The following is an 18,397-nucleotide window of genomic DNA, read 5'->3' as shown; positions in this document are numbered from 1 at the left end:
TGCCGCTAGGCACCCTTGCTGAGGAATCCGAGCAGATCGTGGCGAGTGATGACGCCGACGGGCTTGCCTTCTTCGACGACCATCAGCGCGTCGGATTCGCCGAGCGCCTTGGTGGCGTCGGAGACGGTTTCGCCGGCACCGATCAGCGGGAACGGGTCACTCATGTGCTTCGCAACGGGATCGGCCAATGCAGCGCGACCCTCGAACACAGCGCTGAGCAGATCCCGTTCGGTGACACTGCCTGCTACCTCGCCTGCCATGACGGGCGGCTCGGCTCCGACGACCGGCATCTGGGAGACGCCGTACTCGCGCAGAATCTCGATGGCGTCACGCACGGTTTCCGACGGGTGGGTGTGCACCAGATCCGGCAGCGCACCGGACTTTCCGCGCAGCACTGCGCCGACGGAGGTCTCCTCGGTTGTGCCGTCCAGACGCGAACGCAGGAATCCGTACGACGACATCCACGAGTCGTTGAAGATCTTCGCCAGGTAGCCGCGCCCGCCGTCGGGCAGCAGGACGACGACCAATGCGTCAGGACCTTCGCGCTCGGCAACCTGGATCGCGGCAACGGCGGCCATTCCGCACGAGCCGCCGACCAACAGGCCTTCCTCGCGGGCGAGGCGACGGGTCATGTCGAAGGAATCGGCGTCGGAGACGGCGATGATCTCGTCCGGGATGGACGGGTCGTAGGCCGTCGGCCAGAAATCCTCACCGACACCTTCGACGAGGTACGGGCGTCCCGTGCCGCCGGAGTAGACCGAGCCCTCGGGGTCGACGCCGATGACCTTGACCTTGCCGCCGGAGACCTCCTTGAGGTACTTGCCGGTGCCGGAGATGGTGCCGCCGGTGCCGACGCCTGCGACGAAGTGCGTGATCTTTCCGTCGGTGTCGGCCCAGATCTCGGGGCCGGTGGTCTCGTAGTGGCTGGCCGGTCCGGCCGGGTTGGAGTACTGGTTGGGCTTCCAGGCTCCCTCGATCTCGCGAACGAGTCGATCGGAGACGCTGTAGTAGCTGTTGGGGTCCTCGGGTGCGACAGCCGTCGGGCAGACGACGACCTCTGCTCCGTAGGCGCGCAGCACGTTCCGCTTGTCCTCACCGACCTTGTCGGGGCACACGAACACACACTTGTAGCCGCGCTGCTGCGCGACGAGCGCGAGACCGACGCCGGTGTTGCCGGACGTGGGTTCGACGATGGTGCCGCCGGGCTTCAATTCGCCGGATGCCTCGGCCGCGTCGATCATCTTGACCGCGATGCGGTCCTTGGACGAACCACCCGGGTTGAGGTACTCGATCTTGGCCGCGACCGTGCCGACGCCGTCGCCGATGACGGTGGACAGCTTCACCAACGGGGTGTTGCCGATGAGTTCGGTGATGTGCTGAGCGATGCGCATTGCACCATCTTCCCAGATGCAGGTATTCGACTCTCGGCCACGGCTGTCGACGCCCGCCTACGATGGTGTCGACGGCGCGACGAGAGGGATCGATCTGTGACGGCGAGCGGATGGCGAACCGCTGCGAAAGCGAGCGCCGCGACGGTACTTGCGGGCTCTGGAGCAGGGACTGCGTCCTGGGCCGCCTACCGACATCTGATGGCGCAGGCCGCTGCGGCGCGCGGCGTCATCGGGCGTACCACCGCCAAGCCACCGGAGGCCGACGGCGTCTACACAGCGAGATGCGCGGCCCCCGAACGGTGGCGGATGGGAAGTTCAGCAGATATTCATCTGATGATCTTCGGCGACTCCACGGCGGCAGGCGTGGGCTGCGTCGTCGCCGACGAAGTTCCCGGGGTTCTGCTGGCCCGCGGACTGGCCGAGGAAACCGGGCAACGAATTCGATTGAGTACCAAAGCAATTGCCGGTGCCACCTCGAAGGGGCTCGAAGGCCAGGTCGACGCGATGTTCGTCGCGGGCCCGCCCCCGGATGCAGCGGTCATCTTCGTCGGCGCGAACGACGTCACCAAGAAGTTCTCCATTCCCGCGTCGGCGGCACGACTGGGCGACGCGGTCGAGCGGCTGACGGCCAAGGGCTGTGTCGTCGCCGTGGGGACGTGCCCCGACCTCGGTGTCGTGACGGCCATCCCGCAGCCGCTGCGCACCGTCGTCCGCAATTGGGGTCGACGCCTCGCGCACGCGCAGACGGCCCGCACGCTCAGCGCCGGCGGGCATCCGGTGGCGCTGGCGGATCTGCTCTCCCCCGAGTTTCTCGCGGCACCCGACACGATGTTCTCGGCGGATCGCTTCCATCCGTCGGCCGCCGGCTACGAGCTCGCCGCGCAGCAGATTCTGCCGGTGCTCGCATCGGCGCTCGGGGTGTGGCACGGTGGCCCGCTGCCCGAGCTGCCGACCGTGTCCGCCGCCGCCGAATCACGCAAGGCCATCCCCCGCGCCACGGCCGCACTCGACCGCTTCCTGCGTCGCAGAACCGCGGAGCTCGACGCCGAGATCGTCACTGCATCGGAGGATCTCGTACGTCGTGGCGGCGGCGGTCGGGCGGGGTTGTAAGTTCGGTCAGGAGACATCGCCTACTCGGCGGTAACAGAGCAGGTAAGCAGTATCGATTCGAAGGAGATCTCATGCCAGAGGCAGTCATCGTCGCCACCGCGCGCTCACCGATCGGCAGGGCGATGAAGGGGTCGCTCAAGGACATTCGTCCCGACGACCTCACCGCTCAGATGGTCGCCGCCGCGCTGGCCAAGGTGCCTTCGCTGGACCCCAAGGACATCGACGACCTGCTCCTGGGCTGCGGTCTGCCCGGCGGCATGCAGGGCAACAACCTCGCTCGTATCGTCGCAGTGCAGCTCGGCTACGACTCCCTGCCCGGAACGACGATCACCCGCTACTGTTCGTCCTCGCTGCAGACCACCCGCATGGCGCTGCATGCGATCAAGGCAGGCGAAGGCGACGTGTTCATCTCCGCAGGCGTCGAGAGTGTGTCGAGCTTCATCCACGGCAGCTCGGATTCGCTTCCGGCAAGCCACAACCCGATCTTCGCCGACGCCGAGGCCCGCACCAAGAAGGCACAGGAAGAGGGCGCGGACAGCTGGACCGATCCCCGCGAGAACGGCGAGCTACCCGACGCCTACATCGCGATGGGCCAGACGGCCGAGAACGTCGCACTGCTCACCGGCATCACCCGCGAGGATCAGGACCACTGGGGCGTCCGCAGCCAGAACCGCGCCGAAGAGGCCATCAACGGCGGCTTCTTCGAGCGGGAGATCACCCCGGTGACCCTGCCCGACGGCACCGTCGTCAACACCGACGACGGCCCTCGCGCCGGCACCACCTACGAGAAGATCAGCCAGCTCAAGCCGGTCTTCCGCCCCAACGGCACCATCACCGCCGGTAACGCGTGCCCGCTCAACGACGGCGCAGCAGCGCTCGTCATCATGAGCGACACCAAGGCCAAGGAACTGGGCCTGACCCCGCTGGCTCGCATCGTCTCCACCGGAGTCACCGGCACGTCCCCCGAGATCATGGGCCTCGGACCCATCGAGGCCACCCGCAAGGCGCTGAAGATCGCGGGCATGTCCATCTCCGACATCGACCTGTTCGAGATCAACGAGGCCTTCGCAGTCCAGGTCCTCGGCTCGGCACGCGACCTCGGCATCGAGGAGGACAAGCTCAACGTCTCCGGTGGTGCCATCGCGATCGGCCACCCGTTCGGCATGACCGGTGCACGCATCACCACCACCCTGCTGAACAACCTGACCACCCACGACAAGACGTTCGGCGTCGAAACCATGTGCGTCGGCGGCGGCATGGGTATGGCGATGGTGCTGGAACGCCTGAGCTGATCCGAGTCACAACGAAAAAGCCCCGCCCTCCTCGATGGAGTGGCGGGGCTTTTCGCGTGAGTACTAGTCGTTCTGGAAGTAGCTCAGCAGACGCAGGATCTCGACGTACAGCCAGACCAACGTGATGGTCAGACCGAGGGCGACGCCCCAGGCTGCCTTCTCCGGAGCCTGTGCACGGATCAGCTGATCGGCCTGGTCGAAGTCGAGCAGGAAGCTGAACGCGGCGATGCCGATGCAGACGAGGCTGAAAATGATGGCCAGCGGTCCGCCGGAGCGGAGTCCGAAGCCGTCTTCCATGAAGAAGCTCGCGACCAGGTTGCCGAGCATCAGCACGACGACGCCGATGAGGGCACCGACGACCATGCGGGTCAATCGCGGGGTGACACGGATCGCGCCGGTCTTGTAGACGATCAGCATGCCGAAGAACACGCCGAAGGTTCCGAGGACGGCCTGGCCGATGAGGGCCGATCCACCGACTCCGCCGAACTCCACGCCGGTGAACATCAACGACAGTGCGCCGAGGAACACGCCTTCTGCGGCCGCGTAGGCGAGAACGATGGCCTTGTTGTCCATCTTGCGACCGAAGGTCGCGAACATGACCAGACCGAAGCCGATCAGGCCGCCGCCGATCACGAACGGGATGGCCAAGTCGGTGTTGTTGGAGACGAGGAGGTACGAGATGATCGCCGTCACGCTCAGCACACCGAGGGTGATGCCGGTCTTGGTGACAACGTCGTCGATCGTCATGGCCCGCTGTGCGGGCTGCGTGGTGTACGGATCGGCCTGCGTTCCGGGATGCTGGCCGAAGGTTGCGGCCTGCGAGGCTCCAGCCGTCGCAGATCCGAATGTGGCGTATCCGCCGCCCTGCTGCTTGGGCAGGTTGCGGAACACCGGGTTGCTGGAGGTGCGCACCGTGTCTCTTCCCTTCGTAAGTTCTGATCCCCACCGGGGATCTCCCCGTCGGTCATCAGTAGAACGTCTGACATCCGGACAAAAGTTCCCAGGAGGAGAACTTCTACGACGGACAAATCGGACTCTACCGGGTAGGGCCCCGACACGCGGAGACGACCGCGTGTGTGACACCGAATCGAAACGGGCACTATGAGGAAATGGCAATCGAAGACGGACCCGACCAGACCTTGGACCCCAGTGAAAGCGTCGACTCCGACGAGGTGCGCAACGACGACGGTGACACCGTGGTCGATCCTCCCGACCACTGGAGCGAGGCCAACAGCTTCGGCACCACCGCCCGCGAGGCAGCCGAGGGCGAGAGCCTGGACCTCAAGCTCAGCGAGGAAGAACCCGATGTCGCCGTCGAGGAAGATCTCGACCGCCCGATCACCGAGACCCCCGACGAGGAGTTGACCGAGGAACTGGTCGACCACGTCATCGAGGAATCCGACGAGGATCCCGACATCGACTACGCGGAGGGCCAGCGTCAGGCCGAGATCGTCGAGGGCACTCTCCTCGAGGATCTCGGACGCAACCGGGGACAAATCGACGGAACCCCCGAGGACGGCGGCCCGGTCAGCTGACCGTCTACCGTTGCTCGCTCGGGCGTACCGAGCGAGCGACGGTGAACTTGCCGTTGCGCCCCACCAGGTCGGTGGGGCCAACGGCGTCGGCCAGTTCACGTCGGTAGTTCAGGTGGGTGTTGAACACCGTCCACAGCTGACCGCCCGGCCGCAGCACCCGACCGGCCGCGACGAACAACTTGCTGGCCCCACCCGTGTGCACCGCCGCCCCCTCGTGGAACGGCGGGTTGCACACCACCAGATCGACCGATTCCGACTCGAACGTCGACATCGCGTCGTCCGCGATCACCGCGACACTCGTCCCGTTCGCCTCCGCGGTGGCCGCTGCCGACGCGATCGCTGCGGACGAGCGATCGGTGGCGATCACCTCGAGATCGGGCCTCGTTCGGGCCAGCTCGGTCGCGAGAATTCCTGTGCCACAGCCCAAGTCGACGGCAACGCGGGCTCGCGGGAGCATCTTCGGAACGTATTCCAACAGGTATCGCGTCCCGATGTCGAGACCGGCCCCCGCGAACACCGCACCGTGCGCCACCACCGTCAGGTCCAGGTCGGCAATCCGCTTGCTCACCGGATACGTCATGCCCGACGCCACCGCGCCGCGTGCGGTGAGCACTCGGGCTTTCTGCCGGCCGCGGCCGGCCGTGACCGTCTCGAACGACTTCCGCAGGACGTCGTTCATCGCCGGGGTCATGTGCTTGTCTCGTCCGCCTGCGAGGACGACGACGTCCGCCGGCGCATGTGCGGCGATGTGTTCGGCGATCTCGGTCAGTTCGGCCAGACCTCGCGGCAACTGCATCAACACCACCCCGACGCCGTCGAGCAGTTCGGCACCCAATGCGTGCTGGGTGTACGACCCGGTCATCGCAACCCGCGCGGCGTTCAGCTCGAGCGCCCGCGCGCCGGTGACGGCGTCCTGATGAACTCGGACCGCGGTGAACCCGAGAGAAACGGCTCCGAGGGTCAGAGCTCCGTACCGGTCGCCGATCACCGCGATCGGCGTCGTCCTGTCGATTCCGGGGAGTTCGTCGACGGTATCGAGGACGAGGCGGTCCGCGGCGTCGACGGCATGGAGGTTGGGTGCCTCGGCGTCGGGCTCACGCCGCAGGGCGTCGAACAGGGATTCATCGGGCACACGGGCAGTATCCCACCCGAACCCGACCGGTCGGACACGGTCGTTCCGCGCGGCAAGTGGCTATTGCGGCGAATCAGGGGCATGCTCGGGGAATGGAACACAAAGACAAGAACGAGGCACTCTTCAGCCATCCCGACGACGCATCGACCGATGCGCACGCCGAAGCCTCGAAGCCTGCCGTCTACACCGCCCTGTTCAGCGGCGCGAACGACTGACGTTCGGACGACAACGAACAACTCTCACGACAGGTAGCGCAGGTACTCCAACGCCTTGGTCGCGTGCACGTGACCGCGCTCGCTCTGCACCATCATCCGCACCACTCGGTGCCGATCGATCACGAACGTCGTCCTCTTCACGGACAGCAACTGCCTCAGATACCCGCGTCGACCCGCGTTCGAGTGGCCGCGTTCGAGCTCTCGAAGCCGACGCCGCCGAGTGAACCACCCGCCGCGTCGCACGCCGAATTGTTCGGCCACCGCACCGTCGGGATCGGACAGCAACGGAAAGTCGAACGACCTCTGCAGAGCGAAATGCTGATTCTTGTCGCGGGTGTCGGTGCTGATCCCTACTCGCTGAGCACCGAACCGTTCGAATTCTGCTCCCAGGTCACGAAAGTGACATGCCTCGGCGGTACAGATGGGACTGTTGGCCGCCGGGTAGAAGAACAGTACGACCGGACCGGACTCGGTCAGCTCGGAGAGCGCACGGGATTCACCCGAATGATCGGGGAGCTCGAAATCCGGGGCCGTCCGTCCGATTCGCATGACGCAGAGGGTACCGCTCAGTCCTGTACGAGCGAGGCAGTCAGACGTCGTCGGAGATCCCGATCGATGCCCAGGTAGTTCAGGTACCCGTCGAACGAGCCGTGCGACCTCGCCATGACCTCCAGGCCGTGCTCCAGGTAGGACGCACGGACACCCAGTATCGCCTCGGTGGGGAGAACGTCGTGGAGTCCGGTCCAGGTTCGGCGGACGTGCGCGAGCAACGGCTCCATCGCGTCGTTGCTTCTCAGATAGTCCGCGACGATGTCGTCCTCGTCGACGCCGGCCGCCCGCAACACCGTCGCGACCGTCCACCCTGCCCGGTCCTTGCCCGCTGCGCAGTGCACCAGGACGCCGCCGCGTTGCTCCACGATCTCGTCCACCACCCGCTTGATCGCGTGGGACGCTCCGTCGAGAGTCGAGAAGGAGGCATACGCCCGCATCATGTAGTCCACTTGAGTCTGCTCGTCCTGAATCGGAGCTACCTCGTGTGGGGCTCGCTCACCTTTCAGATTCTCGTACGGCACGGAGATCGACTCGACGCCGTCGGGAACTCGGTCGACGCCGCTCCGTTCGGCCTCCGAATCACCGCGGAGATCGAACACGGTACGAATGCCCAGATCCGCGACAGCGCGCTGCCCGATCTCCGTCAACCCACTCAATTCGGATGCGCGATAGAACAATCCGGGCCGGATCGTCGCCCCGTCCGTGGTGCGCGCACCGCCGAGATCGCGGAAGTTCCAGGCCCCGTCGAGGGCGAATTGATCGTGTACCGGGGCGTTGCGCATGGTTTCGACCCTATCGAAGGTGATGCTACGAGCGCGGTACCAACCACCGACGCAGCCGGGCGGTGACGAACGGCATCACCACGTAGACCATCAGCGGCGTGCACATCATCACCACCAGTGCAGTGCGCAGAGCCACGTTCAGGTCCGTCAGATGTGGCGTGAGAACGATGTTGACGAGCAGACTGACGGCGTAGAAGGCCACGCCGATCGAGATCGCCTGCTTCCACCGCGGCGGCGGACCACCGATGACCCGGACGGCGTCGGTGAGGTTGGACTGCGGCTCGAACCATCCCTCCACACCGGAGAGTCGATGTGTCGCAACGTCGTCGGCGATGGGACGGCCGGTGCTGAGCCAGGTGCGCCGGGCATCCGAGCGCAGCCAGGCGTCGAGGTTGTCGTGTGTCTCGAATCGATAGACCACGTGGTAGTCGCTGGAATCACCGGAACTGCGCAGCCAACCGCCACCGAGAAATCCGGGAAAGGTTCGGACGAGATCCATACCGCGATCGGTCCACTCCACGAAGTCGGCTTCGTATCCCTGACGGACGCGTCGTGCGACCGAGGTCGTGACGTGATCGAGCGTATCGGTCGTGGTCATGCGGTACCCCTTCTGCTCGTGTTCGTCGCGGATCGATGTGTTCTACACAGAGTGCGGCCAGATGGACCGACATTCAAATCGTGGGCGGAAACGAAGATCGATGGCTCGATGTGCCAAAGGATGTGACAATTCGTCTACACAGACCCTTCTCGAGCGACCTGGAGTGGACGGATGGCACAGCACGGACCCGAGTACCGACTCGACGACGTGGACCGACGCATCGTCACCGAGCTCAGCCGGGACGGCCGGATGTCCATGCGCGCCCTGGCCGAGGCCACCCACATCTCGCGAGCACACGCCTACGTGCGCGTCGACCGTCTCGTCGACGAAGGGGTCATCGAGGGATTCACCGCACGCATCTCCTACGAGAAAGCGGGGTTCGGCGCGTCGGCGTATGTGGCTCTGTCCATTCGGCAGGATTCCTGGCGCGCCGTCGCCGACGACCTGAGCACCTTCCCGTTCGTCGAACACGTCAGCCTCATGGGCGGAGATTTCGACGCGCTCGTCCTGGTTCGGGCTCCGGACACGTCGGCACTACGCCATCTGGTGCTCGACAAGCTGCAGGGACTCGACGGGATACTGTCGACGCGAACCTGGCTGATCTTCGACGAGGCGATCGGCCCCGGCGCGCAGTGGACCGCAGAGACAACGAACGGGAGCAATCCATGACCACGTCCGAGCGAGAACCGAACTCCACCGACGTCATCGTGATCGGCGGCGGAATCGGGGGCGTCTCGCTCGGTTACGAACTCGCGAGCGACCGACGCGTCACACTGCTCGAGCGCGAGAAGACCCTCGCCTTCCACACCACCGGCCGCTCGGCCGCGCTGTTCCTGGAGACCTACGGCAACAGCACCATTCGTGCTCTGACGACCGCCAGTCGTGAATTCCTGATGAACCCGCCGGAGCACTTCCGGTCCGAACTGCTCGCCCCGCGTCCGCTGCTGCAGATCGCGGCCGTCGGGCGAGGTGACGCGCTCGAGGCGATGTACGCCGATGTCAGCCGACTGACACCCGACGCCCAATTGGTCTCTCCTACCGACGCGCGTGAGTTCTTTCCGCCGCTACGCCCCGAACTGATCGATTGTGCACTGTACGAACCACATTCGATGGAGGTCGAGGTACACGCGCTGCATCAGGGGTTCGTGCGGGGGCTGCGCGATCGAGGTGGTCGCGTCCACACCAGGGCAGGTGTGACGCAACTGAGACGCATCGACGGACTGTGGCACGTGCACACCACGGACGGTTCGGTCCACACTGCGCCGCTCGTCGTCGACGCAGCAGGCGCATGGGCGGACGTCGTGGGCGCACTGGCGGGTGCCGGTCCGATCGGACTCGTCCCGATGCGTCGGTCGGTGTTCATGGTCGCCGCGCCCGATGATCTCGACACCGCGAATCTTGCGACGTTGAGCGATATGGACGAGAAGTTCTACATCAAACCCGAAGGCGCACAACTACTGTGCTCGCCTGCGGACGAGACGCCCATCGAGCCCAGCGATGCCCGCCCGGACGAGTTGGAGATCGCCCGAGCGTTCGACGACATTGCCGAGGCGACCACGCTGACGGGACGACATCTGCGCTCGTCCTGGGCGGGTCTGCGCAGTTTCGTCCCCGATCGCACCCCGGTCGTGGGCTTCGATCGGAAGGTCGAGGGATTCTTCTGGTGCGCCGGTCAGGGCGGATACGGAATCCAGACGTGTGCGGCGCTGGCCAGGGTCGGCGCGACGATCGTTCGCGGAGAACCACTTCCGGCCGACGTCATCGCCCGCGGACTCGACGAAGCGGACCTGTCGCCCAGTCGCCTGAGGTGAGAGGCGCATCGCGCCACGTGCACGAAAACTCGACCCCTGCTACGAAGTTCCGCGCACGACCTGCGCGGTCAGCCGGCCACGACGCGTCGTAGATCGCGCAGCGTGGTTCGGTAGATGTCCACCAGGTCGGCGTCCTGCCCGGCGTCGATGCGCTCGGCCCAGTCGTCGAAGGCGATGCGCATGGCCATTCCGGCACCCTCGATCAGCAACCGTGCGTACGAACGTGATTCGTGGCCACCGAGTTTGGCGGCCACCGAGTCGGTGACGCGACACAGCGTCATGGCCTCGGTCGCGAAGGCAGCGGCTCGGAGGTGGTCGTCACGCCCGATGAGCCGTCGGGTACGCAGTAGTCGATCCCGCGCCTCGTGCGGGGCGGCGGAAAATCGTTCGACCGATCGCTCGTAGAGTGCTTCGATCGCAGTGAGGGTGATGTCCTCGGGTGCGGACGACGCCAGCCAGGCGTCGATGTCGAGCTCGAACTCCGGGGCGAGGCCGAGAACCGATTCTTCCTTGGATGCGAAGCTACGAAAGAACGTGCTGGGCGATACTCCGGCCCGACGTGCGATCTGGTCGACCGTCGTCGCGGCGCAGCCCTGCGTCTCGAACAGTTCGAGCGCGGCACGGGTGATCTCGAGCTGGGTTTCTCGGCGACGACGCTCTCGCAGATCCGGTACGTGCTCGCTCATCGTCCTCCACCCATCGCCCGCTTCTCGGTATTCTCGCCGTCAACTTACCAGTAATATTCAAGTTGACAGTCACTGTCACAATGAGTCAGGCTGTCTCGACAGTATTCCTTTGCACCTTTGAACCCATACGCGAAAGTTCTCGACACATGACCACACCTGAGACCGACCACGCACCCGACGGGCAGCTCGCGCCGGGCAGCAAGTTGTTGATCGGCATCCTCGTCATCGCCGCGTTCGTCATGATCCTCAACGAGACGATCATGAGCGTGGCGCTGCCCACACTGATGGTCGACCTGAGCATCACGGCGACCACCGCACAGTGGCTCACCACCGGATTTCTGCTGACGATGGCGGTGGTCATCCCCATCACCGGATTCCTGTTCCAGCGCTTCACACTGCGCCAGGTATTCGTGGCGGCGATGACTCTGTTCACCGTCGGCACGCTGCTCGCAGCCTCTGCCCCTGGATTCGAGCTGCTCCTGCTCGGACGCGTCACCCAGGCCAGCGGCACGGCGATCATGTTGCCGCTGCTGATGACCACCGTGCTCACGGTGGTTCCGGCGCACAAGCGCGGCGCGATGATGGGCGTGATCTCCATCGTCATCGCCGTGGCCCCCGCCATCGGTCCGACCATCTCGGGAGTCATCCTCGATTCGCTGAACTGGCGTTGGATGTTCTGGCTCGTCCTGCCGATCGCACTCGTCGCGTTCGCCATCGGGACCACTCTGGTGAAGAACGTGACCCAGACCGGTCGGCCGTCGTTCGATCCGCCGTCGGTCGTGTTGTCCGCGTTGGCTTTCGGCGGGATCGTCTATGGCCTGAGCAGCCTGGGACACTCGGCCGAGGAGTCCGTGGTGCCGGTATGGCTGCCACTGGTGGTCGGAGCGATTGCCCTGGTGGTGTTCGTGCTGCGTCAGATCGCCCGGCAAGATCAGGGTGGAGCTCTACTGGACATGCGTCCGTTCCGTACCCCCACCTTCAGCATCGGCCTCGGCATGATCGCGATCTCGATGATGGCCCTGTTCGGCGCTCTGATCCTGCTACCGATGTACCTGCAGAACGTCCGCGGTCTCGACACCCTGGACACCGGCCTGATGCTGCTCCCCGGCGGACTGCTGATGGGCCTGCTCGCGCCGTTCGTCGGACGCATCTTCGACCGAATCGGACCGCGCCCGTTGGTCGTTCCAGGTGCGGTGGTGGTGAGCACCGCGCTGTGGTCGATGACCGTCCTGGACGCGCAGTCCGCCCTTCCGCTCGTGATCGGTATCCACATGCTGCTCTCGGCCGGCCTCGCGCTCATCATGACGCCGCTCATGACCTCGTCGCTGGGATCGCTTCCCACCCAGCTGTATTCGCACGGTAGTGCCATCTTCAGCACGGTTCAGCAGTTGGCAGGTGCCGCAGGTACCGCACTGTTCGTCACCGTGATGTCGAACACCGCAGCAGCCCGAATCGCCGACGGCGCAACCGCTGTGGGCGGCTCCGAGGCCGGGATCCACACCGCCTTCCTCTACGGCGGGGCCGTGTCACTGGTGGCGGTGGCAGCGTCGTTCTTCATCCGGGCACCGGCGCGCAGTGATCGCGACGCCGTCGCCCCTGCCCAACCGGTTCACTGAGTCACTCGACTTCGATCAGCTTCAGGGCCGCGGCGACGATCCGGTCTTCCGACAGGAGGACCAGATCGGCCGCGGCACCCAGTGGTACGAACGAATTCGCACTCGACACTCTGTGGATGGCACCGTCGTAGCATCCCTCGACCAGAGCGGTCACGACACCCTCGCCCACTCCCCCGTCGTGCCGGGTCTCGTCGGCGATCAGTACCCGATCGAATTCCGAGAGCCGGCGCAGCAGATCCTCGCTCGGGAGCGGAACGACCCATCGCAGATCGACAACCGTGACAGCGATCCCGTGTTCGCGCAACGTGGACGCGGCTCGTCTACTCATCACCACGCCGTTCCCGAACGTGACGATCGCCAGATCGACGCCATCGCCATGCGTTGCGACCGTGCCGAATTCGGTCGAAGCATGGTCGGCACAACGCAATGCCCCGTCACCGTCGAGCAGGTCGGTGCGGTGATACAACGCGATCGGCTCCAGGAAAACGCACACCCGCCCCTCCTCGACGGCCAGTGCCACACACGTTCGGAGCAGACCGGCGGCCTCCGCCGCCGAACTCGGGACAGCAACCACTATGCCCGGAATGTCGCGCAGAACGGCGACCGCATTGTCGTTGTGGAAATGTCCGCCGAAACCGCGTTGATACGCCAGACCGGCGATGCGCACCACCATCCCGTTGGTGTACTGGGCGTCGGAGAAGAACTTCAGCGACGCCGCCTCGCCGCGAAGCTGGTCATCGGCGTTGTGCAGGTAGGCGAGATACTGAATCTCGGGTACGGGGACGAATCCCGCGAGCGCAGCACCGAGGGCGGTGCCGAGCACGGTCTGCTCGTCGAGCAGCGTATCGAAAACCCGTGCTGCGCCGAACTTCTTGCGCAAACCTTTCGTGACGCCGTAGACGCCACCCTTGACGGCCACATCCTCGCCGAACACGAGGACGTCCGGTCGCGCCGCCATGATGTCGGTGAGCGTCCTGTTGATCATGGCTGCAAGCGTCAGACGCGACCCGCCCTCTGCAGGTCGCAGGCTCTGTTCGGTGGCGGTTACCGCAGTCGGTCGCCGTTCGGTGAGCGGGGCCATCACCGCGTCCGCGGTAGCCAGGCGCGACGACGCCCCGGACCGCAGGGACTCGACCATTGCCTCGGCCTCGGTCATGACGGTCTCGCGCATCGCCTCGTAGCGGCCTTCGACGTCGGCTGCCGAGAGCACACCGGCCCCGATCAGCGCGCGTGCGCCGGCGAGCAACGGATCTCGTGCGTAGTCACCGACGATGTCTGCGTTGGTGCGGTACGCGAGTTCGGCATCGGAACCGGCGTGGCCCATCAACCGCACCGTTTCGAGGTGGAGGACCACCGGACGCCGCCTTGCCCGTACCGTCGCTACCGCAGCGTCGACGGTGCGCATCAGTTCGATCGGATCATCGCCGTCGGCGCGCACGTACTCGATCGACGGTAATCGGCCGAGCGACTGCGCGATCCAACCCCGCGGCGATCGGGTACTGATCCCGATTCCGTTGTCCTCGCAGACGAACAGGATCGGCATCGGAACGGATTGGTGTGCGCAATAGGCCGCAGAGTTCAGCGCACCCACCGTCGTCGAATGATTGGCCGAGGCATCGCCGAAGCTGCACACGACGATGGCGTCCTCGGGCCACGGGGTTCGATGCCGGAGTGCCTTCGCCCGCCCCAGTGCGAACGCCAGACCGACCGCGCGCGGCACCTGTGAACCGATGGTCGATGTCTGCGGAACGATGCCCAGGTCCGGATGCCCGAACACCTTGTGGCGGCCACCGGACATGGGATCGGATGTCGAGGCAATCAGGCTCGCCAGCACGTTCTGGATCGGCGTCGAACCCGGATACTGTTGTGCGCGTGCGGCATAGAAGCCGCCGGATCGGTAGTGCAGGAGCGCCGGGTCGGTGACCGTGGTCGCGGCACCGACAGCTGAGTCGGCCTCGTGCCCGGACGAGCCGATGGTGTAGTAGCCGAAGCCCGCGGACTGCAACCAGCGCGCGGCGAAGTCGAGATGCCGGCTCGCGAGTTGAGCGTCGAAGTACCGGATCAGTCGCTGCGGATCCGCGTCGACCGACCGACCGGGCCGGATCGACCGAACCTGCTGCAGGAAGTACTCGTCGATCGCCTCGGCCACACTCGCACCCTTGTTCCCGTAGAGCCGTCTCCATCGAGCCGAGCTGCGTGAATCAGCTCAGGGCGATCATATCCATCGGAGTGCTGAGCAACCGGCCTACGAGGGCGAGGAACTGCGATCCCTGCTGGCCGTCGACGAGACGGTGATCGAACGAGAGCGACAGTGTCGTCACCGACCGCAGTGCGATGGCACCCTCGTGTTCCCAGGGCATGCGGCGGATCGAACCGAAGCACAGGATGGCAGCTTCGCCGGGATTGAGGATGGGAGTGCCTGCATCGACACCGAACACTCCGACGTTGGTGATGGTGATGGTTCCGTCGGCCAGGTCGGCAGGACTGCTCTTGCCCTCCTTGGCCGTGCGCGTCAGCTCTGCCAGTGCGCGCGCGATATCCACCAACGAGAGTTCGTGGGCGTCCTTGATGTTGGGAACCATCAATCCGCGCGGGGTCGCCGCGGCGATGCCGAGGTTCACGTAGTACTTGGTGACGATCTCCTGAGCTGCCTCGTCCCAGGACGAATTGAGCGAGGGATTCGATTTCAACGCAACGAGAACCGCCTTGGCGACCAGAGCCAGCGGAGTCAGCCGCACGTCGGCGAAGTGAGCCGAGGACTTCAGGGATTCCAGCAGTGTCAGGGTTTCGGTGACGTCCACGGTCACGAACTCGGTGACGTGTGGAGCGGTGAATGCACTGCGCACCATCGCATCCGCCGTGTGCTTGCGCACTCCCTTGATCGGTGTGCGCACCTCGCGTCCGACCCGCGGTGGGGTCTGCTCCCCTGCAGTGTCCGCTCCGTGCAGATACGACTCGACATCGTCGCGGGTGACGTCGCCGCGAGCTCCGGTCGGGGGTACCTCGGCAAGATCGACAGCGTTGTCCTTGGCAATCTTTCGCACCGGCGGTGTAGCGAGCGGTTTACCGTTCTGGCCACTCGAGGTCGAAGCGACCGGCGTGGTCCCTCGGCCGCCGCGTCGACTCGACCCTTCCTTCGCCACGCCGTAGCCGACGAGAACCGGGACGCGTTCCTCGCTGTCCTCCACCGGACTCGCTTCGTCCACATCGGCGGCTAGCTCGGGGGTAGCTGCGACATCGTCGGTGCCTCCATCGACGCGGATGTCGATGATCGGGACGCCGACCTCGACGGTGTCACCTTCCGACACATGAAGGGCAGCAACGACGCCCGCGAACGGTGAGGGAAGTTCGACGGCGGCCTTGGCCGTTTCGACCTCGGCGATGTTCTGATTCAGCTCGATGGTGTCACCGACGGCGACGAGCCAGGTCAGCAGATCGGCTTCGGTGAGTCCTTCCCCGAGGTCGGGCAACGGAAAGCTCTTGATGGTGGGCATCGTCGAATCCTGTTCGGTACGTATCGGCGGCGGTCGGTGAGCGCGAGATCAGTGCGAGCGGCAGCGGTCGACTGCGTCGAGAATCCGGTCGACGTCGGGGAGATAGAACTTCTCCAGCTTCGATGCCGGGTACGGAGTACCGAAGCCACCGACGCGCAGCACCGGCGCTTCGAGGTTGTAGAAGCAGCGTTCGGAGATCCGAGCGGCGATCTCGGAGCCGAGGCCCATGAACACGGGGGCCTCGTGCGTGACGACCAGCCGTCCGGTCTTGCGCACCGAGGCCTCGATGGTCTCGAAGTCGATCGGCGAGAGAGAACGCAGGTCGATGACCTCGATCGAGATTCCCTCGTGGGCAGCGACTTCGGCGGCCTTGCGGGCGGTGGCAACGAGTGGGCCGTAGGCGATGAGGGTGATGTCGGTGCCCTCGGTGACCACCCGCGCGCGATGCAGAGGGTAGGACGCGTCGAGATCACGCGACTCCAGATCGATCGGGCTCTTCTCCCAGTACCGGCGCTTCGGCTCGAAGAACAGGACCGGGTCGTCGCTGGCGATGGCCTGCTGAATCATCGAGTAACCGTCGGCGGCATTGCTGCAGGTGACGACGCGAAGGCCTGCGGTCTGCGCGAAATATCCTTCGGGAGACTCCGAATGATGCTCGACGGCACCGATTCCGCCACCGTAGGGCACTCTGATCGTCATCGGGATCTTGACGTTTCCACTGGTGCGGTAGTGCAGTTTGGCGACCTGCGAGACGATCTGGTCGAACGCCGGATAGATGAAGCCGTCGAACTGGATCTCGCACACGGGGCGGAATCCCCGCATCGCGAGTCCGACTGCGGTGCCGATGATGCCCGATTCGGCCAGCGGCATGTCGAGTACACGACCGGGGCCGAAGTCCTTCTGCAGGCCGTCGGTGATGCGGAAGACGCCGCCGAGCTTGCCGATGTCCTCGCCCATCAGCAGGACTTTCGGATCGTTCTCCATCGCTCGTCGCAGACCTGCGTTGATGGCCTTGCCCAACGGAAGACTGGTGGGCCGTTCCAGGGTGGTCATGACATGGCTCCTTCGAATCCGGCTTGGTACGAGGCGAACTGGGCTCGCTCGTCGTCCAGGAGGGGGTGGGGATCGGCGTAGACGTTGTCGAACACCGACATCGCAGCCGGTTCGACTGTCTCCAGGCATCCGCGACGAAGCTCGGCGGCGACGTCGTCGGCCGTGCGCTTCACCGAGGCGGCGAACGCGTCGTCGAACACGCCGATTCGCTTGAGCAGCTTCTCGATTCGGTCGATCGGATCCTTGGCGCGCCATTCGTCGTCGGTGGCACCCGAGCGGTATCGCGTCGGATCGTCGGAGGTGGTGTGCGGGCCCATGCGGTAGGTGACGGCCTCGATGAGCGTCGGGCCACTGCCTTCACGCGCCCGCGCCAGCGCTGCCCTGGTCACCGCCAGAACCGCGAGGACGTCGTTACCGTCGACGCGCACCGATGGTATTCCGTAGCCCTCACCACGAGCGGCGATCGTCGCCTTCGTCTGCACCGTCACCGGTTCGGAGATCGCCCACTGATTGTTCTGACAGAAGAACACCACCGGTGCATGGAAACTGGCGGCGAAGCCCAGCGCCTCGGAGATGTCGCCCTGGCTGGTCGCGCCGTCACCGAAGTAGGTGATGGCTGCGCCCTCGGCGCCCTCGAGCTGCATACCGATCGCGTAACCGGTCGCGTGCAGACCCTGCGATCCGACGATGATCGCCGGTGTAGTCATGCGGTACTCGTACGGGTCCCAGCCGGACAGTGTCGATCCGCGCCAGAACCGCAGCATCTGGGTGGGGTCTACTCCGCGACAGTAAGCGACACCGTGCTCGCGGTAGCTGGCGAACACGAAGTCCTCGGTGTCGAGCGCACGAGCGGATCCGACCTGTGCTGCTTCCTGCCCGAGCAACGGAGCCCACAAGCCCAGTTCGCCCTGTCGCTGCAGTGCGGTGGCCTCGGAATCGATACGCCGGACGACAACGAGATCGCGGTACATCTCCATCATCGCGGCCGTGTCGATGTCGGCGACGAGGGGCGAGTAGGTCTCGTTGCGCACCACTGTTCCCGATTCTTTGATCAGCTGAACCAGCGAGTTGGTGTTCATGGTCGTGGCACTCTCCGTCCTGATGTGATGTCCTTCACAAGGACACCACCG

18 protein-coding genes are annotated in these 18,397 nt (G+C 65.3%); 7 read left to right on the top strand and 11 right to left on the bottom strand.

The window, feature by feature from the left end; all coding sequences use genetic code 11:
- Positions 1-5: 5 nt before the first annotated feature.
- Positions 6-1,391, bottom strand: coding sequence for a cystathionine beta-synthase (locus CH271_RS11175; protein ID WP_037188468.1), 1,386 nt, complete (start codon positions 1,389-1,391; stop codon positions 6-8).
- 96 nt (positions 1,392-1,487) lie between these two features.
- On the opposite strand from CH271_RS11175, the gene CH271_RS11170 reads away from it, so the two are divergent.
- Complete coding sequence (locus tag CH271_RS11170) at positions 1,488-2,501, top strand: SGNH/GDSL hydrolase family protein (RefSeq protein WP_094633631.1); 1,014 nt, start codon at positions 1,488-1,490, stop codon at positions 2,499-2,501.
- Positions 2,502-2,572: 71 nt separating this feature from the next.
- Complete coding sequence (locus CH271_RS11165) at positions 2,573-3,793, top strand: acetyl-CoA C-acetyltransferase (RefSeq protein WP_094633630.1); 1,221 nt, start codon at positions 2,573-2,575, stop codon at positions 3,791-3,793.
- 63 nt (positions 3,794-3,856) lie between these two features.
- On the opposite strand, the gene CH271_RS11160 is transcribed toward CH271_RS11165, so the two are convergent.
- A complete protein-coding gene (locus CH271_RS11160; RefSeq protein ID WP_032404782.1) occupies positions 3,857-4,705 on the bottom strand; it encodes a Bax inhibitor-1/YccA family protein in 849 nt (282 codons plus the stop codon).
- Between the two features lie 197 nt (positions 4,706-4,902).
- Here CH271_RS11160 and CH271_RS11155 point away from each other — a divergent pair, with 197 nt between their 5' ends.
- The gene (locus tag CH271_RS11155; RefSeq protein WP_094633629.1) at positions 4,903-5,328 is read left to right on the top strand and encodes a hypothetical protein; all 426 of its coding nucleotides are present in this window, start codon (positions 4,903-4,905) and stop codon (positions 5,326-5,328) included.
- Between the two features lie 4 nt (positions 5,329-5,332).
- On the opposite strand, the gene CH271_RS11150 is transcribed toward CH271_RS11155, so the two are convergent.
- A complete protein-coding gene (locus CH271_RS11150) occupies positions 5,333-6,460 on the bottom strand; it encodes a class I SAM-dependent methyltransferase (RefSeq protein WP_094633628.1) in 1,128 nt (375 codons plus the stop codon).
- 92 nt (positions 6,461-6,552) lie between these two features.
- On the opposite strand from CH271_RS11150, the gene CH271_RS29295 reads away from it, so the two are divergent.
- Positions 6,553-6,675, top strand: a complete 123-nt coding sequence (locus CH271_RS29295) for a hypothetical protein (RefSeq protein ID WP_255138702.1) — start codon at positions 6,553-6,555, stop codon at positions 6,673-6,675.
- Between the two features lie 24 nt (positions 6,676-6,699).
- On the opposite strand, the gene CH271_RS11145 is transcribed toward CH271_RS29295, so the two are convergent.
- From CH271_RS11145 to CH271_RS11135, 3 genes are read right to left on the bottom strand one after another with little or no spacing between them, the layout of a single operon-like run.
- On the bottom strand, positions 6,700-7,224 hold the full coding sequence (locus tag CH271_RS11145) for a peroxiredoxin (protein ID WP_037188483.1): 525 nt from the start codon (positions 7,222-7,224) through the stop codon (positions 6,700-6,702).
- Between the two features lie 17 nt (positions 7,225-7,241).
- Complete coding sequence (locus CH271_RS11140; protein ID WP_094633627.1) at positions 7,242-8,009, bottom strand: tyrosine-protein phosphatase; 768 nt, start codon at positions 8,007-8,009, stop codon at positions 7,242-7,244.
- Between the two features lie 25 nt (positions 8,010-8,034).
- Positions 8,035-8,607, bottom strand: a complete 573-nt coding sequence (locus tag CH271_RS11135) for an antibiotic biosynthesis monooxygenase (RefSeq protein WP_037188487.1) — start codon at positions 8,605-8,607, stop codon at positions 8,035-8,037.
- Between the two features lie 171 nt (positions 8,608-8,778).
- Between CH271_RS11135 and CH271_RS11130 the strand changes: the two genes are divergently transcribed.
- Positions 8,779-9,276 (top strand): Lrp/AsnC family transcriptional regulator, encoded by a 498-nt coding sequence (locus CH271_RS11130; protein WP_094633626.1) that lies wholly within the window; start codon positions 8,779-8,781, stop codon positions 9,274-9,276.
- Positions 9,273-10,418, top strand: coding sequence for an NAD(P)/FAD-dependent oxidoreductase (locus tag CH271_RS11125; RefSeq protein WP_094633625.1), 1,146 nt, complete (start codon positions 9,273-9,275; stop codon positions 10,416-10,418). Before CH271_RS11130 ends, CH271_RS11125 begins: the two co-directional genes overlap by 4 nt.
- A gap of 68 nt (positions 10,419-10,486) precedes the next feature.
- Here the strand turns inward: CH271_RS11125 and CH271_RS11120 are convergent, their stop codons facing one another.
- Complete coding sequence (locus CH271_RS11120; RefSeq protein ID WP_094633624.1) at positions 10,487-11,104, bottom strand: TetR/AcrR family transcriptional regulator; 618 nt, start codon at positions 11,102-11,104, stop codon at positions 10,487-10,489.
- A 146-nt stretch (positions 11,105-11,250) separates the two neighbouring features.
- Between CH271_RS11120 and CH271_RS11115 the strand changes: the two genes are divergently transcribed.
- Positions 11,251-12,720, top strand: a complete 1,470-nt coding sequence (locus CH271_RS11115; RefSeq protein ID WP_094633623.1) for an MDR family MFS transporter — start codon at positions 11,251-11,253, stop codon at positions 12,718-12,720.
- Between the two features lies 1 nt (position 12,721).
- Here CH271_RS11115 and CH271_RS11110 read toward each other — a convergent pair whose 3' ends face one another.
- Genes CH271_RS11110 through pdhA form a run of 4 tightly spaced genes read right to left on the bottom strand, consistent with a single transcriptional unit; the run spans position 12,722 to position 18,346 of the window.
- Positions 12,722-14,869 carry a thiamine pyrophosphate-dependent enzyme gene (locus tag CH271_RS11110; protein WP_094633622.1) on the bottom strand — a complete coding sequence of 716 codons (2,148 nt, stop codon included), beginning with the start codon at positions 14,867-14,869 and terminating at the stop codon, positions 12,722-12,724.
- A 52-nt stretch (positions 14,870-14,921) separates the two neighbouring features.
- Positions 14,922-16,214 (bottom strand): dihydrolipoamide acetyltransferase family protein, encoded by a 1,293-nt coding sequence (locus CH271_RS11105; protein ID WP_037188503.1) that lies wholly within the window; start codon positions 16,212-16,214, stop codon positions 14,922-14,924.
- A 48-nt stretch (positions 16,215-16,262) separates the two neighbouring features.
- Positions 16,263-17,267 carry an alpha-ketoacid dehydrogenase subunit beta gene (locus CH271_RS11100; protein ID WP_037188505.1) on the bottom strand — a complete coding sequence of 335 codons (1,005 nt, stop codon included), beginning with the start codon at positions 17,265-17,267 and terminating at the stop codon, positions 16,263-16,265.
- The gene (gene pdhA / locus CH271_RS11095) at positions 17,264-18,346 is read right to left on the bottom strand and encodes a pyruvate dehydrogenase (acetyl-transferring) E1 component subunit alpha (protein ID WP_037188508.1); all 1,083 of its coding nucleotides are present in this window, start codon (positions 18,344-18,346) and stop codon (positions 17,264-17,266) included. The genes CH271_RS11100 and pdhA overlap by 4 nt, the downstream gene beginning before the upstream one ends.
- Between the last annotated feature and the right edge of the window lie 51 nt (positions 18,347-18,397).

It is taken from the genome of Rhodococcus sp. 05-340-2 (assembly GCF_002258915.1).
Lineage (GTDB): Bacteria > Actinomycetota > Actinomycetes > Mycobacteriales > Mycobacteriaceae > Rhodococcoides.
This window is presented reverse-complemented; position numbering and strand designations above follow the sequence as displayed.